Here is a 16,970-nt window from a genome sequence, read left to right as displayed (position 1 = left end):
CAGAAAGCCCCTGAAGCTGGACGAGGACATCATGGCACCACGTATGCGCGGCCAGGCCGCCGGCACTTTTCGCGCAGCACCGTTCGCATGCGGGAAGGTCACGCTGAAGTTGCTTTGCACGATGCTCGCGGGCGCGCTCGCCGCATGCGCGAACTCGCCGACGCCGCCCGCGCCGCAAGTCGCACAGGCGCGCGAAACGGCTTCCACGGGCGCCACCGCCGACGAACTCGCCGCAGAGGCGCCGATCGTCAGCGCGGCGGCGTCGGGGCGCGAGCCCGGGATTCTCAATCCGCTTCCCGCCAGCCCCGCGGCCGCGCTTTCCGCCACCGCGACGCCCTTCGCCACGAAGAACGCGCTCTACACGCCCGTGCCGTTTTCCAGTGTGCCAGGCTGGTCCGGCGACGACGTTGCGCAGTCGTGGGACGCGTTCCGGCGCGGCTGCTCCGTGCTCGCCGGTAAAGCGGCTTGGGCGGCGCCGTGCGCGGCGGCGCGCCGCATCGCCGCGAACGACAACGCCGCGGTGCGACGCTTCTTCGAGGAGAACTTCACGGTCTACCAGATCCGCAACGTCGACAAGACTTCGCGCGGCGTACTGACCGGCTACTACGAACCCGTCCTGCGCGGCAGCCGAACCTACGGCGCGCCCTACGTCTATCCGGTCTACGGCGTGCCGCGCGACATGCTTTTCCTCGATGCGCGCCGCCTGCCGCCGAACGCGCGCAACGAACCGGTCATGGCGCGCGTCGAAGGACGCACGGTGATTCCGCTCGCGGCGATCGCGACCGGCAACGCCAAGGGCGTCTACGCGCTCGAACTCGGCAACAGCGCGCCCGATATCCGCGACAAGAAGGTGCGGCTGCGACGTGAGGGCAATCGCATCGTGCCGTACTACTCGCGCGCGCAGATCGAGCGTGGACGCATCGACGCGCCGGTGCTCGCCTGGGTAGCCGACCCCGCGATGCTCTACGCGATGCAGCTGCAGGGCGCGGGCAAGATCGTGCTGCCGGATGGCGCGGGCGTGATCCGCCTCGCGTACGCCGAGCAGAACGGGCTCGCCTTCAATCCGCCGGTCGCAACGGCGTCGAGCAAGGGCCGCAAGGTGCTGGTGCGCGGCGTCGAGATCGATCTCGACGAAGGCGATGTCAGCACGCAAGCGGACGCTTCCACCTCCGACGACACGCCGAAGTCCGCGCTATTGCGCGGCGCGCAGAACGCCGATCCGCCCGCCGACACGTCAGCGCAACCCGATGGCCCGCCCGAATCCCCGCTCTTGCGCGGCTTCACGCTCGCGAAAGGCGCGACGCCCGCCGTGCGGCCGGCGCGCGTGAGCACATCGGCGGCGGCTTACCCGGCACCTCGGCCCGTGGCGTCCGCCACCGCTGAAGCCACCGGTTCGTCCGGCGCGCCGACGCCGCCGCTCGGCTATGCGTTCGCTTCCTCGGACCCGAGCTATGTCTTCTTTCGGACCATCCCCGATTCCGCCGCCGGGCCGATCGGCGCGCTCGGCGTGGCGCTGTCGGCGGAACGCTCGGCGGCGGTCGATCCGCGCACGACGCCGCTCGGCGCGCCCGTGTTCGTCAACGCGAGCGAAGCGGGAAACGGCTCTCAGGTCGCTCGGCTCTTGATGGCGCAGGACGCCGGCGGCGCTATTCGGGGCGCGCTGCGTGCCGACTATTTCTTCGGCACCGGCGAGCAGGCGCAGCAGAAGGCGAGCCGCATGAAGCAGCCGGCGCAGATGTGGGTGCTGCTGCCCAAGGGCCTGCGCATCTCGGCCAGGGAATCCGCAGTGCGCGTGCGCGGCGGCCCCGCGATGCCGGGCGCCGATTGCGTCGTGAGCGACCCCGACCTGTGCGTCGACGATATGCCATCGACCGCGCCGTGAATGGATCGAACATGAAATTTCTCGTCGCCGACGACCATGAACTGATCCGCCAGGCCGTCAAAACGCTGTTGCGCGGCCTCGATCACGACGCGCAGTTCGACGAAGCGGACAGCTGGGACACGCTCGCCGCCGCCGCGCACCCCGGCGCGAATCACGACCTCGCCATCGTCGACCTGCACATGTCGGGCATGGAGAGCGCGTCGTCGCTGGCGGCGCTGCTGAAGGCCAATCCCGCGTTGCCGCTCGTCGTGCTGTCGGCGGAAGAATCGGTCGACGAAATGCGCGCCGTGCTCGCCGCCGGCGCGCTCGGCTTCGTGCCCAAGCGAGAGCCCGCCAACGTGATGCAGAAGGCTTTTGAACTGGTGCTTTCAGGCGGCGCCTACGTGCCGGTCGAGGCGCTACGCCTCACCGACGCGACGCAACCGCTCGGAAACGCGCGCGCCGCGCCGCTCCCGTCGCATCACCGGCATCTGATGGAAAACTTGTCGCCGCGTCAGCGCGAGATCATGCGGCTCGTTCATCGTGGCTGCACGAACAAGATGATCGCGCGCGAGCTGCGGATCGCGGAAGGCACGGTGAAGGTTCACCTGTCGGTGATCTTCGGCGCGCTCGGCGTGCACAGCCGCTCGGCGGCGATCGCCGTGATCAACGACTGGCTGCGCACGGGACGCGAACTATGAGCGCGCCGAACGTGCTCGTCTGTCTGCCGACGCATCACGACGACGTGCACATCCAATTCGCGTTCTCTCTGATGGAGACGGCGCGCGCCCTCGCCGACGCGGGCTGCGGTTTCCAGACGATGCATGTCGGCTCGTCGCACGTCATTCGCGCCCGCAATTTCTTCGCGAGCTACTTCGTCGCGCATCGCGAGTTCTCGCATCTGCTCTTTCTCGACACGGACATGCGCTTCGCGCCGCAAGCGGTGATGAAGCTGCTCGCCGCCGACAAGTGCGTGGCCGGCGTCGCGTATCCATACCGGCGCATGAATCTGGAACGGCGCATCGGTGATTCCGATCAGGGGCTGACGCTGCGCGAGTGGCTCGAAAAGCACACGGACTACACGGTGCGGCTCAAGACTTCCGGCGATGGCCGCGCGCGCGTCATAGACGGCTTCGTCGAAGCGGAGCACGTCGGCACCGGCATCTTTCTCGCGCGCCGCGATGCGTTCGAAGTCACGCTTCCGTTCACGCAGTGCTATGCGCCGCCCGAGCAGTATCGCGACGCGCTGCCGGACGGCCGGTTCTACGGCTTTTTCGACACCATCGAGCAACAGAGCCATTACCTGTCCGAAGATCTGTCGTTCTGCCGGCGCGTGCAACTCGGCGGCGCGCAAGTCTGGGCGCTCGTCGACGAGACCGTCGTGCACTACGGCGCATCGGAAGTGGCGGGACAGTATCTGCGCGCGTTGCGCATGCGCGGCAACGTCGCCTGACGCATCCAGTTCGAGCCCGGCGCATCAGGCCGCCTCGTGCCCCTCGCTGCGCGGCTGGAGCAGGACGTCGAGCGTGCGGCGCAGGCGCGTTGGCGTGACCGGCTTGTGCAGCACCGGCACGCCTTCGGCCACGAGCGCCGCGAGTTCGGGCGACGCCATGTCGCCCGTGATCAACACGCGCGCAAGACCGTGGTGGCCGCGTCGGCGCAGCGCCTCGCGCACCGCCTGCATCGCTTCGATGCCCGTCTGATGACTGTCGATCCGATAGTCGCAAAGCAGCACGTCCGGCACGAAGCCTTCGGAGATCGCGCGCACGGCTGCGAGCTCGTCGGGGCAGCCTCGCACGACGCAGCCCCAGCGCGTGAGCAGCGCGCCGAGCGCTTCCAGGTTCGCCGGGTCTTCGTCGACGCACAACACGCGGCGGCCGTCGATGAACGCGCTCATCACCGGCGCCGCGACGAGGCTCGCGGTCACGAGACTCGGATCGCCGGTTCGGACCGGCACGCGCATCGTCGTGCCGCGGCCGGGCGCCGAGCGCAGCATCGGCTCGCCGCCCAGCAGACGCGTGAGACGCCGCACCGTCGAGAGGCCGAGACCATGGCCTTCGCGCCGGTCGCGGCCGGCGAGCGGCGCTTGATAGAACTCTTCGAAGACGAGTTCGTGCTCCTGCGGCGCAATGCCGATGCCGGAGTCCCTCACTTCGACGAAGCAGCGTTCCGGGCTCGCGGACCGGCGCACGCCGATCCACACTGCGCCGCGCTCGGTGTAGCGCACCGCGTTCGACACCAAGTTCGCCACCACGCGTTCGAGCAGCACCGGATCAGTGAACGCGACACACGACGTCGGCGCGATGCGCAGCGCCAGCCCCTTGGCGGCGGCCGCAGGACGAAACTGCTGTTCGATGCGCGCGAGCACGTCGGACAGATGGAAGTGCTGCGGCATCGCCTGCGTCACGCCGCTTTCCAGGCGCGCCAGGTCGAGCACTTGGTTGAACAGATGATTCAACGCTTCGACATTGTCGACGATGTGCTGCGCGGTGGCCTCGCGCTCCGCCTCGCTCGCGCGGCGATCGGCGAGCGAATGCGCGAGCAGACCGATGGCATGCAGCGGCTGACGCAGATCGTGACTCGCCGCGGCGAAGAAACGCGTCCTCGCGATGCTCGCTTCCTTGATCACGCCCTTTTGCCGCGCGATGATTTGCGCGAGTCGCTGCTGTTCGGCGCGCGCCACGGCGAGGTCGCGATGAACGTCGCGATACTGCGATGCCAGCAGATCGACCGCGACGATGATGATGAGAAGCGCGACGCCCAGTGCGAGCCGCCCGTTGTCAGCCTGCAGAACGTGCAGCGTAGCGGCGGGCAAAAGCAGCGGCACCATCGCGCTGCGCAGGTTGAGCGCGTTCAGCGCGTTCGCGGCATAAGCAAGCGTGGTGAGCGCGACGAGCAGCACGATATGCGCTGCCGCGAGCGCCGCGGATGCATGTTGAAACGCGAACCACGCCGACAAGCCCGGTGCGCCGTAAAGCGCGACATTGCGCAGCGCATGCAGCCCGATCCAGCGCCGCGCGCCGAACCGCGACGGCCGACGCCACCGCCACGACCACAAGCCGATCGCCAGGCAGATTGCCACGCCGTGAAGCAGCACACAGAAAAGCGGCAGCGGCCCATCGCCCTCGTACGCGACATAAACGACGGCGAGCAGCGCGATCGCACAGGCATGCGCGGGAAAGGAGGCCGGATCCGCCGCATAGAGCACGCTTGCCACATCGTGATCGATGTCGGCATCGACCTCGCGCTTTCGTCGGTCGTCATGCATTCTGTCAGCCCCTTGCCGGTGTATCCAGGCGTTTAGACGACGGCTATTACCAACGGTATATTGGTCGCCTGCCTCTAGAAAACCATACTCGATTCGTGGCCACCTGAATGGGGGGATGACGAGATGGACACCCTGACCATGGACGTCGCGCAGGCAGGCGCGCTTCCGATGCTCACCGATCTGTGGCGGCGCCGGACGAACCTTTCGCATGACGAAATGATCTCAATTTACCAGCTCGTGCAAGGCGCGTTGCGCGCGTATCATCCGCCCGAACTGCACGCGCTAGGCGAGGACAAGGAAGAGCTGATCGCCCAGTTCATCTACGCCAAGGTCTTGCGCCTGGAACCCGGCCACGGCCGCTCGCACGCGGGTGAGCACAGCGCGCCTTCGAGCGGCTACGCCGTGTGTGCGTATTTCAGGCGATTTCTTGTTGACCACTTGCGCAGCGCGAGTCACCAGCGGGACGTGTCGATGGAAGTGGAAGGCATCGAAGAGCAGGTAGACGAACACGCTCACGCGCTGGACGATCCGGTCCGCTCCGTCCTGATTCAGCATGGACTCGATGAAGCACGTGTGCGTGATCTGGCGCGCGAGTTCATCGACGGCCTGGACCAGTACGAGCAACTGGTGCTCGCGGGTACGTTCGGCTGGCGTTCGCGCGACAAGGGCGGCCTCTGCGGAATCGCGTCACGGCATCACATTCCGTCGTATCACTACCGGGCGCTGAAGCTCGGCGTCACCCTCAAAAAGCGCGCGCAAAGCGAGGACTTCGCGGCGACCAAGATCGGTCGATGGATCGGCGGCACGCTCGGTATCGAAATCAGCGCGGAGAATCAGCCCGCCATTCTGCTCGTGCTGAATCTGCTCGCGCTGGAGTCGGGGCAGTGTGCGCCGTCTGCTCGCGAGTGACGCAAGCGCATTAGCGGCCTTCGATCATCGACGGCGTCAGGCTGAGCGTGACGAAAGGTCCGCTGATGTATCCGCGCTCGCGCGGTCCGATGGACAGGATCAATTGAATCGAGCCGCCGGCATAGAACTTCGTGGTCGGCTGAACGAGGTTCGCCGCCGCCTCCTTGGAAACGCGCGGCTGCGGCTTCGTGAAGCCCCAATAAGCATTGAGCGACGCGCCTTCGGGCAGGCGCAGCACCCAGCAGTTGCGCAAGTCGCCCCAGTCGTTCGAGATGGCCCAGCGCCGACGGACGTCGCGGATCAAGCGATCGATCGTCCGCTGCGCCAGGGCCTCGAGTATCTCCGAGCCGTACATCCAGTACTTGCCGTATGCGCCTTGCTCGTGGCGGCTCGAGTCCGAGAAGCGCACCAGTGTGAGCGGCCCTTCCAGAACGGTGTGTCGGATAGCGGGAAGAAACGAACCCTCCTCCCGCACGCTCAGATCGAAAAAGCCCATGACGTCTTCTCCTCCGGATGATGTTCGTTTGTTCGTTCGTGTGCTCCCTCAGGTAGACGAGCCAGGGCCCTGTGGTTTGAATCGACGGCATCGGAATGTCGCCTGATCGGACAGCGGCCCGACGACCGCTGCCCCGAACACCGCCGTTTCCTTCACTCTTGTGCGGCCTCATCGCGCTCGACGCCCTTTTGCTACGCCTCGTCCGCTCAAACGCCTCTTGACGAGTCGTCCTCTACCGCTCGATCGCATGATGAGGCGGAAGTGGAGTCGCGCGACGGTATTGCAACTCGCGAAGACGTGCTCGAATCGCCCGACACTTTCCTCTTCACACCGCAACGAATATGGCTAGCAGGAAAACGGCGCAACGCTTATGCCGTTGGCGCTCGCATGCTATGCAGGAAAGATTCGTAGCCTTGGAACGCGAAGTGCCTATAGTCGATGGCTCCATCACATCACTTCACTTCGTCCGCTCCATGACACACACGTTCCATCGCCGCCGATTGATCGCGACCGCCGTTTCCTTCCTGCTCGCCGCTGCCGCGCTCTCGCCCCTTTCGACGCGAGCCGAGACACGCGAAGTCGTGATCGGCTATCAGGATATGGTCGTGCCGTGGCGCTATGCGCAGGCAAGCGGCGCCGTCGAAAAGGCGACGGGCTACAAAGTGGCCTATCGCAAGCTCGGCAGCGGCGCGGACGTCATCCGCGCGCTGGCTTCGGGTTCCATACAGCTCGGCGAGGCGGGATCGAGTCCCATCGCGGCCGGGCTGTCGCAAGGCGTCGACCTGTCGCTCTTCTGGATTCTCGACAACATCAACGACGCCGAAGCCCTCGTCGCGCGCAACGGCTCGGGCGTGAGCAAGCTTGCCGATCTCAAGGGCAAGACGCTCGGCGTGCCGTACGTGTCGACCTCGCATTTCCATGCGCTCGTCGCATTGCAGCAGGCGGGCGTCGATCCGTCGGCGGTGAAGATCGTCAACCTGCGTCCGCCCGAAGTGGCGGCCGCGTGGGAGCGCGGCAACATCGACGCAACCTACATCTGGGATCCGGTGCTCGCGCGCGTCAAGCAGAACGGCACGGTGCTCGTCACGTCGGGCGAAGTGGCGAAGGAAACCGGCAAGGCGACCTTCGACGGCTTCGTCGCGTCGCGCAAGTTCGCGCAGGACAACGCCGCGTTCATGACCGGCCTCGTCAAGGTGCTCGCCGATACCGACGCGCAGTATCGCGATCACAAAGCGGACTGGAGCGCGGGCTCCGCACAGGTGAAGGCCGTGGCCGAGGAGTCCGGCGCGAACGCGGCGGACGTGCCCGCGAGTCTCGCGCTCTACGCGTTCCCGACCGCGAGCGAGCAGGCGTCGCCGACCTGGCTCGGCGGCGGGCAACAGTCCGGCGCGGCGAAGTCGCTCGCCGCGACCGCGCAGTTCCTCAAGCAGCAGGGCACCATCCAGAACGTACTGGCCGACTACTCTGCCGGCGTCGATCCACGCTACGCGCAGCAGGCCGCGAAATGACGGCGCTCGCCATCCGCAATCTCGGCGTCACTTACGAAGGCGCGAGCACGCCGGCGCTCATGGGCGTCGATCTGCACATCGGCAGCGGCGAGTTCGTCGTGGCGCTCGGCGCATCAGGCTGCGGCAAGACCACGCTGCTCAACTGCCTGGCCGGCTTTCTCGATCCGACCGAGGGCGAGGCATCGCTCAATGGCGAGCCGATCACCGGACCGGGCGCGGACCGTGGCGTGGTGTTCCAGAAACATGCGTTGATGCCGTGGCTCGACGTGCTCGACAACGTGGCGCTCGGCCTGCGTTTTCGCGGCATGAAGCGCGCCGAGCGCCACGAGATCGCGCGGCGCACGCTCGCGCTCGTCGGCCTCGCGCAGCATGAACACGCGAAGGTGTATGCGCTGTCGGGCGGCATGCAGCAACGCGTCGGCATTGCGCGCGCGCTGGCAAGCGACCCTGAAGTGCTGCTGATGGATGAACCGATGGGCGCGCTCGACGCGCTCACGCGCGAAAGCGTGCAGGAGCTGATACTCGACGTGTGGGCGCGCACCAGCAAGACCGTGTTCTTCATCACGCATAGCGTGGAAGAGGCGCTCTTTCTTGCGACGCGGCTCGTGCTGATGACGCCCGGCCCGGGACGCATCGAAGAGGTGCACGAGCTGCCTTTCGCGCGCGAGTACGTTCGCAGTCGCGATGCGCGCGCGGTGAAGTCGTCGCCCGCGTTCATCGAATGGCGGGAGCGGCTGACGCGCCGTTTGCATCGAACGGAAAAGGAGGCGGCGTGAACCGGCCCGCTTCGGATGCGTCGTTCTCCGGCGCAACGGCCGCGTCGCACCCGGCGCGGCGCGCCGCCCGCGCAAGACGCCGCGCGCGCTATCGCGGCATGCCCGGCGCGGGACCGACAGCGGTGCCGAGCGCGCTGTGCGTCGCGGCTCTCGCGCTGCTCTGGTGGTTCGCCACGCATTTCGGGTGGTTGCCGCCGCTCTTTTTGCCTTCCCCGGAAGCGGTATGGCGCGCATTCGTCGACGCCTGGCATGGGCGTCTTCAGGGCGGCCTGCCGCTCTCCGACCATCTGCTGTGGAGCGCGATCCGCGTGTTCGGCGCGTTCGCGCTAGCGGTCGTCACGGCCGTGCCCGTCGGCATCGCGATGGGCGTGAGCCGCATTGCGCGCGGGCTGCTGGACCCGCCGCTGGAGTTTTATCGGCCGCTGCCGCCGCTCGCGTATCTGCCGCTCGTCGTCATCTGGTTCGGCATCGACGAGACCGCGAAGATCGTCGTCATCTGGCTCGCGTGCTTCGCGCCCATCGCGATGGCCGCGCGTGCCGGCGTGCGCAGCGCGAGCGCCGAGCAGGTGAACGCGGCGTGGTCGCTCGGCGCCAACTTCCGGCAGGTGGTGTGGCACGTCGTATTGCCCGCGGCGCTGCCTGAGATACTGACGGGCTTGCGCATCGCCGTGGGCTTCGGCTGGACGACGCTCGTCGCGGCCGAGATGGTCGCCGCCACGGCCGGCCTCGGCCAGATGGTGCTCAATGCGTCGAGCTTTCTGCGCACGGACGTGGTCGTCATGGGCATCATGCTGATCGGGGCCATCGCGTGGATCTTCGACTACGGCATGCGTGCGCTGGAACGGCGGCTCGTGCCGTGGAAGGGACGTTGACGGCGTTCGCCAGCAATCCGATGTTGGCCGCTATTGAAAGCTGCAAGCGCAGGTCAGCCGCGCGTCGGTGCGCGTATCGATCTGCGAAGCCGACGACCCGGCATCGGAACGGACGCTCGCGCGCAAACGTCATGCGTCGGCTGCACGTCCTGTCGACGCCGCATGATCGTTCGCCCTTCGGGAGAGGTGGCGAACGTGGCGAACACTAGTTGCATTCCGTGGCCATTGCGTTCGCGGTTTGCGGCGCGGGCGTGCATAGACAGACAGCATGCCGTGAACGAGGCCGACCGTTTCGATCAACCACCGGCACGCGACAGTGCGAGTGCTCGCCACTCGTCGAATGCATGCGATGGTGCACGCAACCTTAACCAGGCCGTCCGCGCTTAAGCACCTCCTGAAGATTTGTAAAAGATGTTAAATGTCTGCGCAGACAAAAGTTCGGCGGCTAACATCATTCAAATGTAAGCGGCGGCTCGATATCAGACGAAGAACTGATCGGCGCCCTCTCTCGCCATTCGCTTTTCGCGTGGCGGAGGCGTGACGACTACCAATAAGGCTGGCGCCCATGAGCGCTGGTCCGTGCATACCTGAGAGATTGCCATGATCGACTTTCACGGCGAAGCGACGTCCGAACTCGATGCAAAGCCAACCATCAACGAACTCGGCGCCACGCCAACGGCCCGCGAAGCGAACGACGAACAGAACGAAGCGCACGCGCCGGACTTGCAACATAGCGAAACCCCTGGCCTCAGCGCAATCGAGAAGGCGATCGCACACTGCGAAGAACAAGTTCGATTGCAAGCGGACCGCTTGTTGAAACAGATAGAGGCCGGCAACGACCCGACACACTCCCAGAAACTGCTGTCCATTTATCAATCCAGCCTCATCGCATTGAAGCGATCGAGGGAAGCACTGCACAGCCAATACATTTTTCGATCGAGATTTCGGGTTCACTGACGACCGGCGCTGCGTCATGCACTGCGACGCTGGCGAAGCGCGACCGGTTGGCGATTGATTAGAACCCTCGTTCACGAGTCGCTTGCAAGCGCCCATAGCGCAGCGACGGTCATGCGCCGAACCGCTACTGGCGCCATCAGCGGCAGCCCGCGGGGCAAGCAAGCCGGGCCGCCGTCGACATCCCACGCTTCCGTTTTTCGGTAGTACTTAGAGACGATCTGCCCCCCATTGCCGTGAATGGTCGCGCACCACGCAAGCACGGCGTGTCCGGGAACCACTTCCTTCAAGCCGTCTTGCAAAACCTGCAAAGCGACCGGCAAATCAATTCTCCACGCGGCACGACGCTTCGTCACGCGCTTAAAGGCAAGCCGTGCATGGCGGGTCCGTAACGGAAACTCTAACCACGCGCGACGACGTCAATTGGCCCACGCAGTAATTCTGCGGCAAGGCCTAACTTCGATGTAAGTTGCCGAAGTCAACGGTACCGAACTAGTGAGTCAATAAGGCACGGATAGCCGGCGGGCACGCGGATCGCTGCCCTATTCGCACGGGCGACATCGATCAGATAGCGCTTCGTTATGCACTTAGTACTCCTATTGAACAGTTTAAATGGAGCTGCCGTACTGTCTAGAAGACTTCTTCATATGCCCGCCCACGGGGACGTTAGCGCCGAAAGCAACGTGCCGATAGATCAGGATACCCACCGTCCGACAGGTACGCCTGCGGGTGTTCGACGCCGGTAGCCGCACAAGTTCTGTGCGGCTCAGGCTCTTTGCAGTCGCCTTTTCAGGAGATAACTATGAAAGCAGTCGTATATCGCGGTCCTCGCCAGGTCGCCGTAGAAGACGTGCCTGACCCGAAGATCGAGCGCCCGACTGATGCCATCGTCAGAATCACCAGTACCAACATCTGCGGGTCCGACCTGCACATGTACGAAGGCCGAACCGACTTCGAGCAAGGGCGCATCTTCGGTCACGAGAATCTGGGCGTCGTCGAAGAAGTAGGACCGGCCGTGGAGCGCATCAAGCCCGGCGACTGGGTGTGCCTGCCATTCAATGTGAGTTGCGGCCACTGCGTGAACTGCGAGCGCGGCCTCACCGCGTTCTGCCTGCACGCGAACGGGCCGGGTATCGCGGGCGGTGCGTTCGGCTTTGCGGACATGGGACCGTGGCCGGGCGGCCAGGCCGAGTATCTCAGAGTGCCCTGGGCGGATTTCATGTCTCTGAAGCTGCCGCCGGGCGCCGAGGAGAAACAGACCGACTACGTGATGTGCGCCGACATCTTCCCCACCGGTTGGCACGCCACAGAACTAGCCGGCATGCGGCCCGGTGATTCGGTCGTGATCTATGGCTCGGGACCAGTGGGTCTCATGGCCGCGCACTCGGCCATGATCAAGGGCGCACGCAGCGTCATGGTGGTGGACTGCCATCCCGACCGGCTGAAGCTGGCCGAGTCGATCGGCGCCATTGCGATCGATTATTCCAAGGACGACCCGGTGCAGCGAGTGATGGACCTGACACACGGAATAGGCGCGGACGTGGGCTGCGAATGCGTCGGTTACCAGTGTCACGATCCGGCTCCGCAACGCCATGAGCATCCCAATCTGACGATCAACAATCTGGTGTCGTCGGTCAAGTTCACTGGCGGGATCGGCGTGGTCGGCGTGTTCGTTCCGCAGGATCCGGGCGCGCAGGACGAACTGGCGAAGCAGGGAAAGATTGCGTTCGACTGGGGCAAGTGCTGGTTCAAAGGCCAGCACATTGCCACGGGTCAGTGCAACGTCAAGGCGTACAACCGGCAGTTGCGCGATCTCATTTCGGTGGGACGCGCGAAGCCGTCGTTCATCGTTTCTCATGAGTTGAAGCTCGACCAGGCGCCCGACGCCTATCAACACTTCGACGTGCGCGAGCATGGCTGGACCAAGGTTGTCCTGCATCCCGGAGGCTAGCCAAGCGCCGCCGCGATGGTAGCGGCGACGGAGTAAAAAGCACTTGTCGAGGTCCATGGAACCGCGAACCGGCCAGCCACACTTTGGGCGAAGCAGCCCACGGCGCAGTTCCGCGATTCATGGCCACGCGTGGCGTGAGCACGCACGTCGCGCTACATGTCAGCGATCTCGCTGCACGGAGCCCTTCCGCGTAGCGAGGCAGTGAACTCCCAGGAGCATTAGTCATGGCAAGCAACATCGTTGCTATCCGATCGCACGGATCGTTGGGGCGCGGCCACATTCCGTCGGGCGTCTCGCCCGGTGAGCTCATGCAACGCATGGGTTGGATTCCGGTGGCGCTAAGCGCGGCGCTCATCGTTTCAGGACTCGCAGGCCGGAAGAACAGTGCCGTGGCTCTCGCGCTCACGGCTTGCGCGGGCACGGCCGTGTGGAGCGCGGGGCGCGGTGCCCCGCTCCAACGCGGCAGAGCAAATGACAAGGCGCACAGTGGACGCGCGCGCGCCGAGCCAGAGGCCAAGCGTGCCATCACCATCGGCAAGCCGGCGGACGCGCTCCGTCAACGCTGGGTCGACCCCCGCACGCTCCCGCAACTCATGGCAGGCTTCGCGACGTTACGCCCGATCGGCGAAAACCGCATGCGCTGGGAGATGAAGACGCCCCTCGGTCGCCTCTACGAATGGGAATCGGAGATCGTCGATGAACCCGGCGGGAGCGTCGGCTGGCGCTCGCTGCCCGGCGCCGCCATTGCGAACGAGGGCTCCATCCGCTTCGACGCCGCCCCGAACGACCGCGGCACGGTGGCGACACTGCACTTTCGATTCGATCCGCCCGGCGGCGCGCTCGGCCAAGGCCTGGTCCAACTGTTGGGCGACACGCCGCTGAACATGATCGCCGACAACGCGCTGCGGCGCTTCAAGAGCCTCGTCGAAACCGGCGAGATTCCCACCACTGAGCGGCAGCCCGCTGCTCGCGCAACGAAGCGCTAAGGAGAACGAGCATGCGAGCACTGTACTGGAACGGGGTCAATGACTTGCGCGTCGGGACTGTCAAGGACCCGGAGATCATCAACCCTCATGACGCGATCCTGCGCGTCAGCTTGTCGACCACCTGCGGCTCGGATCTCCACTTCATCGATGGCTATATCCCGACGATGAAGTCCGGCGATGTCATCGGCCACGAGTTCATGGGCGTCATCGAGGACATCGGTCCCGAGGTGAAGCGCCTCGCGAAGGGCGACCGCGTCGTGGTGCCTTCATTCATCGTGTGCGGACAGTGCTGGTATTGCCAGCATTCGCTCTACTCGTTGTGCGACAACACACACCCGAAGCCCGAACTGCAGGCACCGCTTTTGGGCGGACATACGACGGCCGGCATCTACGGCTACACCCACGCCTTCGGCGGCTATGCGGGCGCGCACGCGCAATACGTGCGGGTGCCGTTTGCCGACAACGACTGCTTCAAGATCCCCGACGGCGTCGCGGACGAGACCGCGCTGTTTCTTTCGGATGCCGCCCCGACCGGCTACATGGGCGCCGACTTCTGCAACATCCAGCCGGGCGACACCGTCGCCGTGTGGGGCTGCGGCGGCGTCGGATTGATGGCGCAGCAAAGCGCGCGTCTGATGGGCGCCGAGCGGGTCATCGGAATCGACCGCTTCCCCGAGCGCTTGCAGATGGCGCGCGAGCATGCCGGCTCGGAAACGATCGACTATACGCAAGTCGACAGCGTTCTCGACACGCTCATGGAAATGACGGGCGGGCGCGGACCCGACGCCTGCATCGACGCAGTAGGGATGGAAGCGCACGGCACCGGGCCGCAATACGCGTATGACCGCGTCAAGCAGGCGCTGCGTCTGGAAACGGACCGTGGCCAGGCGTTGCGCGAGGCCGTGATGGCTTGCCGCAAAGGCGGCACGCTGTCGGTGCTCGGCGTCTACGGATTGATCGACAAGTTCCCGATGGGCGCCATCATGAACAAGGGCATGACGGTGCGCAGCGCCCAGCAGCACGGGCAGGCCTATATGGATCGCCTGCTCTCGCACGCACAGAAGGGCGAATTGAATCCCGCTTATCTCGCCACGCACCGCTTCTCGCTGGAAGAGGCGCCACGCGGCTACGACATGTTCAAGCACAAGACCGACGGCTGCGTCCGTGCCGTGTTCGCGCCGTGAGTTCGACGCATGTCGCTAGTGCCGCCCGAGGAGAGACAACATGACCCGATTCCCAGCCGCATCCGCCATTCTGGCGATAACACTTGTTGCAAACGCATCCTTCGCTCAGGAGCAATCTGGCGCTTCGCCAGACACGGGCCGACTGCAACAGGTCGCCAGCTTCGAGCATCAGGTCACAGGCGTGACCGTCTCAAAGGATGGGCGCATCTTCGTCAATTTCCCGCGCTGGACAGAAGATGCGCCGATCTCGGTTGCCGAACTGACGCCCGACGGCCAGACCAAGCCTTACCCGGACGATGAATGGAATTCGTGGCGCAACGCCAAGAAGAACCAGGTGTCTGCCGGAGATCACTTCGTGTGCGTTCAGAGCGTCGTGGCGGATGCGCGCGGGAATCTTTGGGTCGTCGACCCGGCCGCGCCAGCGACGGCACCGCTCGTGAAGGGCGGCCCCAAACTGGTGAAAGTCGATCTGAAGGCGAACAAGGTCGCGCAGGTGATTCGCTTCGACGAGACCGTCGCGCCTCAGGGAAGCTATCTGAACGATGTGCGTTTCTCGCCGGACGGACGGTATGCCTATCTGACCGATGCCGGGGCCAAGGGAGCGCTCGTCGTCGTGGACTTGCAAAGCGGCAAGGCTCGACGCGTTCTGGACGGCCACCCGAGCACGCAGCCGGAGAAGGACGTCGTGGTACGCACCGATGGACACGAGCTGCGCCGGCCCGACGGACGTGGCGTCGAATTCGCCGCCGACAGCCTTGCGCTTTCGCCCGATGGCGGCACGCTCTACTGGAAAGCATTGACCGGCCGCACGCTTTATCGGATCGCGACGAACGCATTGCAGAACCCGCGTCTCGCGGAGAAGGACCTGGAAGCTCGCGTGCAGGCTGTCGCGCAGACGGAGCCGACGGACGGTCTCTGGATGGATGCGCACGGGCGGCTCTACTTGAGCGCTATCGAGCAGGACGCGGTCAAGGTTCGTGACGGGGATCGCATCGCAACCGTCGTTCAGGACAAGCGGCTACGCTGGCCCGACACGTTTTCCGAAGGCCCCGACGGCACGGTCTATATCACGAGCTCCCACATACAGGACATGAGCTGGTTCAAGCCCGAAAACGGCCCGCGCCTCCAGACGCAACTGTGGCGCATCGAGCGTTCCCAAACCTCGCAGTGACACGCGCATGCGCGGACCGCCGCGCGTTTGCAAATCCCACGCGTTACTTAAGCGAGGACGAAATCGAAGCGGGCCGCCTTTCGCTCGCCGGCCTTGTCGATCGCAACCAATAGCCGTCGATCGAACAGTGAATCCTGAGCGTTGCGTTGCTCGCCGGGAAAATACAGTTGCGTGGTCAGAATCGCCCCGTTCGGCGGCTGCACCGTCACATGGATATGTCTCGTTCGTCCGGGGTATAGCCCGGGAAGAATCGTCTCCAGCCGGTAACGCCCTTCGCTGTCCGCGAATTGATGGCCGCGGAGCCGAAACCCTTTGACGTCGTACTCGCCGGCGTCGTCGGCATGCCAGAAATCGAGCAAAGCCCCGGAAACTGCCCTGCACTGCGTCGAAACCACCCGGCCAGTCAGGACGATCCTCGTTCCATCGATGCCCGGTTCGAGCAGCGATGCCCGTTGCGGCGAGTGCGGCAGGAAAAACGGACCTGCCGTCTGCTGCCGCGTCGGCTCGTCTTCGCCCGCGCAGGCGGGCGTCGCCGAGACTTCGCCGGGCCGTCCATACGCATCGCCGAGCGCCAGCAGCAGGAACGTCGACGGCAGCGCCGCAGACTTGCGAAGAAAATTGCGCCGGCCTCGACCCGCGTTTCGTGTCTGCATGATGAGTGATCCTTGCTTTCCGACCGTCCCGCCTTGGCTCACTTATGCCCGTCATGGTAAGCCGGAATCGTCTTGTCGGATGCGCAGAGCGAATAGGCAACAGACCGGGATCGAACGCGGGGAGTAAAAAAAACCGCCTATAAGAATCAGTGATCGCCCGCATCAGCACACCGTATTAGACCGCAATCCGGGTTGTCCTTACAATTGCATTTCTCTCAGGTTCGTCAACGGCCCTCGGATTTTTGACGAACTTTCCGCGCTGCTCCCGAAACGGAGTCGGCGCTTTTTTTTGTCTGCCGCGAGGATGACCAATCGGTCTAACTCCACGGAGTCCGAACGTAGCGATCAGCATCGCTGAGCACGATACCGACAGGTATGACG

At 65.0% G+C, this 16,970-nt stretch carries 15 protein-coding genes; 12 read left to right on the top strand and 3 right to left on the bottom strand.

Annotation, left to right across the window (positions count from 1 at the left end; translation table 11 throughout):
* Positions 1 to 31: 31 nt before the first annotated feature.
* The 3 genes from JYK05_RS23215 to JYK05_RS23205 are packed head-to-tail and all read left to right on the top strand — an operon-like array spanning position 32 to position 3,314.
* Positions 32 to 1,882, top strand: coding sequence for an MltA domain-containing protein (locus JYK05_RS23215; RefSeq protein ID WP_241270049.1), 1,851 nt, complete (start codon positions 32 to 34; stop codon positions 1,880 to 1,882).
* Between the two features lie 11 nt (positions 1,883 to 1,893).
* On the top strand, positions 1,894 to 2,562 hold the full coding sequence (locus JYK05_RS23210) for a response regulator transcription factor (protein WP_206470070.1): 669 nt from the start codon (positions 1,894 to 1,896) through the stop codon (positions 2,560 to 2,562).
* Positions 2,559 to 3,314 carry a hypothetical protein gene (locus JYK05_RS23205; RefSeq protein WP_206470068.1) on the top strand — a complete coding sequence of 252 codons (756 nt, stop codon included), beginning with the start codon at positions 2,559 to 2,561 and terminating at the stop codon, positions 3,312 to 3,314. Before JYK05_RS23210 ends, JYK05_RS23205 begins: the two co-directional genes overlap by 4 nt.
* Positions 3,315 to 3,338: 24 nt before the next feature.
* On the opposite strand, the gene JYK05_RS23200 is transcribed toward JYK05_RS23205, so the two are convergent.
* Positions 3,339 to 5,129 (bottom strand): hybrid sensor histidine kinase/response regulator, encoded by a 1,791-nt coding sequence (locus JYK05_RS23200; protein ID WP_206470066.1) that lies wholly within the window; start codon positions 5,127 to 5,129, stop codon positions 3,339 to 3,341.
* Between the two features lie 123 nt (positions 5,130 to 5,252).
* On the opposite strand from JYK05_RS23200, the gene JYK05_RS23195 reads away from it, so the two are divergent.
* Positions 5,253 to 6,038 (top strand): hypothetical protein, encoded by a 786-nt coding sequence (locus JYK05_RS23195; protein ID WP_206470064.1) that lies wholly within the window; start codon positions 5,253 to 5,255, stop codon positions 6,036 to 6,038.
* Positions 6,039 to 6,048: 10 nt separating this feature from the next.
* Here the strand turns inward: JYK05_RS23195 and JYK05_RS23190 are convergent, their stop codons facing one another.
* Positions 6,049 to 6,534: a hypothetical protein gene (locus JYK05_RS23190; protein WP_206470062.1), complete on the bottom strand. Its 486-nt coding sequence runs from the start codon at positions 6,532 to 6,534 to the stop codon at positions 6,049 to 6,051.
* A gap of 473 nt (positions 6,535 to 7,007) precedes the next feature.
* Between JYK05_RS23190 and tauA the strand changes: the two genes are divergently transcribed.
* The 8 genes from tauA to JYK05_RS23150 all read left to right on the top strand — a co-directional run bounded on the left by tauA (position 7,008) and on the right by JYK05_RS23150 (position 15,936).
* Entirely contained in the window at positions 7,008 to 8,042 is a 1,035-nt protein-coding gene (gene tauA, locus JYK05_RS23185; protein ID WP_206470061.1) for a taurine ABC transporter substrate-binding protein, read from the top strand.
* Positions 8,039 to 8,818, top strand: coding sequence for a taurine ABC transporter ATP-binding protein (locus JYK05_RS23180; protein WP_206470059.1), 780 nt, complete (start codon positions 8,039 to 8,041; stop codon positions 8,816 to 8,818). Before tauA ends, JYK05_RS23180 begins: the two co-directional genes overlap by 4 nt.
* Positions 8,815 to 9,690: an ABC transporter permease subunit gene (locus JYK05_RS23175; protein ID WP_206470058.1), complete on the top strand. Its 876-nt coding sequence runs from the start codon at positions 8,815 to 8,817 to the stop codon at positions 9,688 to 9,690. Before JYK05_RS23180 ends, JYK05_RS23175 begins: the two co-directional genes overlap by 4 nt.
* A 600-nt stretch (positions 9,691 to 10,290) precedes the next feature.
* The gene (locus tag JYK05_RS23170) at positions 10,291 to 10,647 is read left to right on the top strand and encodes a hypothetical protein (protein WP_175942748.1); all 357 of its coding nucleotides are present in this window, start codon (positions 10,291 to 10,293) and stop codon (positions 10,645 to 10,647) included.
* A gap of 799 nt (positions 10,648 to 11,446) precedes the next feature.
* Positions 11,447 to 12,595 carry a glutathione-independent formaldehyde dehydrogenase gene (locus JYK05_RS23165; RefSeq protein WP_206470057.1) on the top strand — a complete coding sequence of 383 codons (1,149 nt, stop codon included), beginning with the start codon at positions 11,447 to 11,449 and terminating at the stop codon, positions 12,593 to 12,595.
* A 224-nt stretch (positions 12,596 to 12,819) separates the two neighbouring features.
* Positions 12,820 to 13,581, top strand: a complete 762-nt coding sequence (locus JYK05_RS23160) for an SRPBCC family protein (RefSeq protein ID WP_206470056.1) — start codon at positions 12,820 to 12,822, stop codon at positions 13,579 to 13,581.
* 11 nt (positions 13,582 to 13,592) lie between these two features.
* Entirely contained in the window at positions 13,593 to 14,765 is a 1,173-nt protein-coding gene (locus JYK05_RS23155) for a zinc-dependent alcohol dehydrogenase (RefSeq protein WP_206470055.1), read from the top strand.
* A 40-nt stretch (positions 14,766 to 14,805) separates the two neighbouring features.
* On the top strand, positions 14,806 to 15,936 hold the full coding sequence (locus JYK05_RS23150) for an SMP-30/gluconolactonase/LRE family protein (RefSeq protein ID WP_206470054.1): 1,131 nt from the start codon (positions 14,806 to 14,808) through the stop codon (positions 15,934 to 15,936).
* Positions 15,937 to 15,983: 47 nt separating this feature from the next.
* Here JYK05_RS23150 and JYK05_RS23145 read toward each other — a convergent pair whose 3' ends face one another.
* The gene (locus JYK05_RS23145) at positions 15,984 to 16,589 is read right to left on the bottom strand and encodes an intradiol ring-cleavage dioxygenase (RefSeq protein WP_206470535.1); all 606 of its coding nucleotides are present in this window, start codon (positions 16,587 to 16,589) and stop codon (positions 15,984 to 15,986) included.
* Positions 16,590 to 16,970 lie beyond the last annotated feature (381 nt).

The sequence above is a fragment of the Caballeronia sp. M1242 genome, from assembly GCF_017220215.1.
GTDB lineage: Bacteria > Pseudomonadota > Gammaproteobacteria > Burkholderiales > Burkholderiaceae > Caballeronia.
The sequence above is the reverse complement of the archived record's forward strand: the minus strand, read 5'-3'. Positions and strand labels throughout refer to the sequence as shown.

Coding starts and splice junctions, on each gene's coding strand:
- JYK05_RS23215 (WP_241270049.1), top strand. CDS start 32: ATGGCACCACGTATGCGCGGCCAGGCCGCCGGCACTTTTCGCGCAGCA.
- JYK05_RS23210 (WP_206470070.1), top strand. CDS start 1,894: ATGAAATTTCTCGTCGCCGACGACCATGAACTGATCCGCCAGGCCGTC.
- JYK05_RS23205 (WP_206470068.1), top strand. CDS start 2,559: ATGAGCGCGCCGAACGTGCTCGTCTGTCTGCCGACGCATCACGACGAC.
- JYK05_RS23200 (WP_206470066.1), bottom strand. CDS start 5,129: ATGCATGACGACCGACGAAAGCGCGAGGTCGATGCCGACATCGATCAC.
- JYK05_RS23195 (WP_206470064.1), top strand. CDS start 5,253: ATGGACACCCTGACCATGGACGTCGCGCAGGCAGGCGCGCTTCCGATG.
- JYK05_RS23190 (WP_206470062.1), bottom strand. CDS start 6,534: ATGGGCTTTTTCGATCTGAGCGTGCGGGAGGAGGGTTCGTTTCTTCCC.
- tauA (WP_206470061.1), top strand. CDS start 7,008: ATGACACACACGTTCCATCGCCGCCGATTGATCGCGACCGCCGTTTCC.
- JYK05_RS23180 (WP_206470059.1), top strand. CDS start 8,039: ATGACGGCGCTCGCCATCCGCAATCTCGGCGTCACTTACGAAGGCGCG.
- JYK05_RS23170 (WP_175942748.1), top strand. CDS start 10,291: ATGATCGACTTTCACGGCGAAGCGACGTCCGAACTCGATGCAAAGCCA.
- JYK05_RS23165 (WP_206470057.1), top strand. CDS start 11,447: ATGAAAGCAGTCGTATATCGCGGTCCTCGCCAGGTCGCCGTAGAAGAC.
- JYK05_RS23160 (WP_206470056.1), top strand. CDS start 12,820: ATGGCAAGCAACATCGTTGCTATCCGATCGCACGGATCGTTGGGGCGC.
- JYK05_RS23155 (WP_206470055.1), top strand. CDS start 13,593: ATGCGAGCACTGTACTGGAACGGGGTCAATGACTTGCGCGTCGGGACT.
- JYK05_RS23150 (WP_206470054.1), top strand. CDS start 14,806: ATGACCCGATTCCCAGCCGCATCCGCCATTCTGGCGATAACACTTGTT.
- JYK05_RS23145 (WP_206470535.1), bottom strand. CDS start 16,589: ATGCAGACACGAAACGCGGGTCGAGGCCGGCGCAATTTTCTTCGCAAG.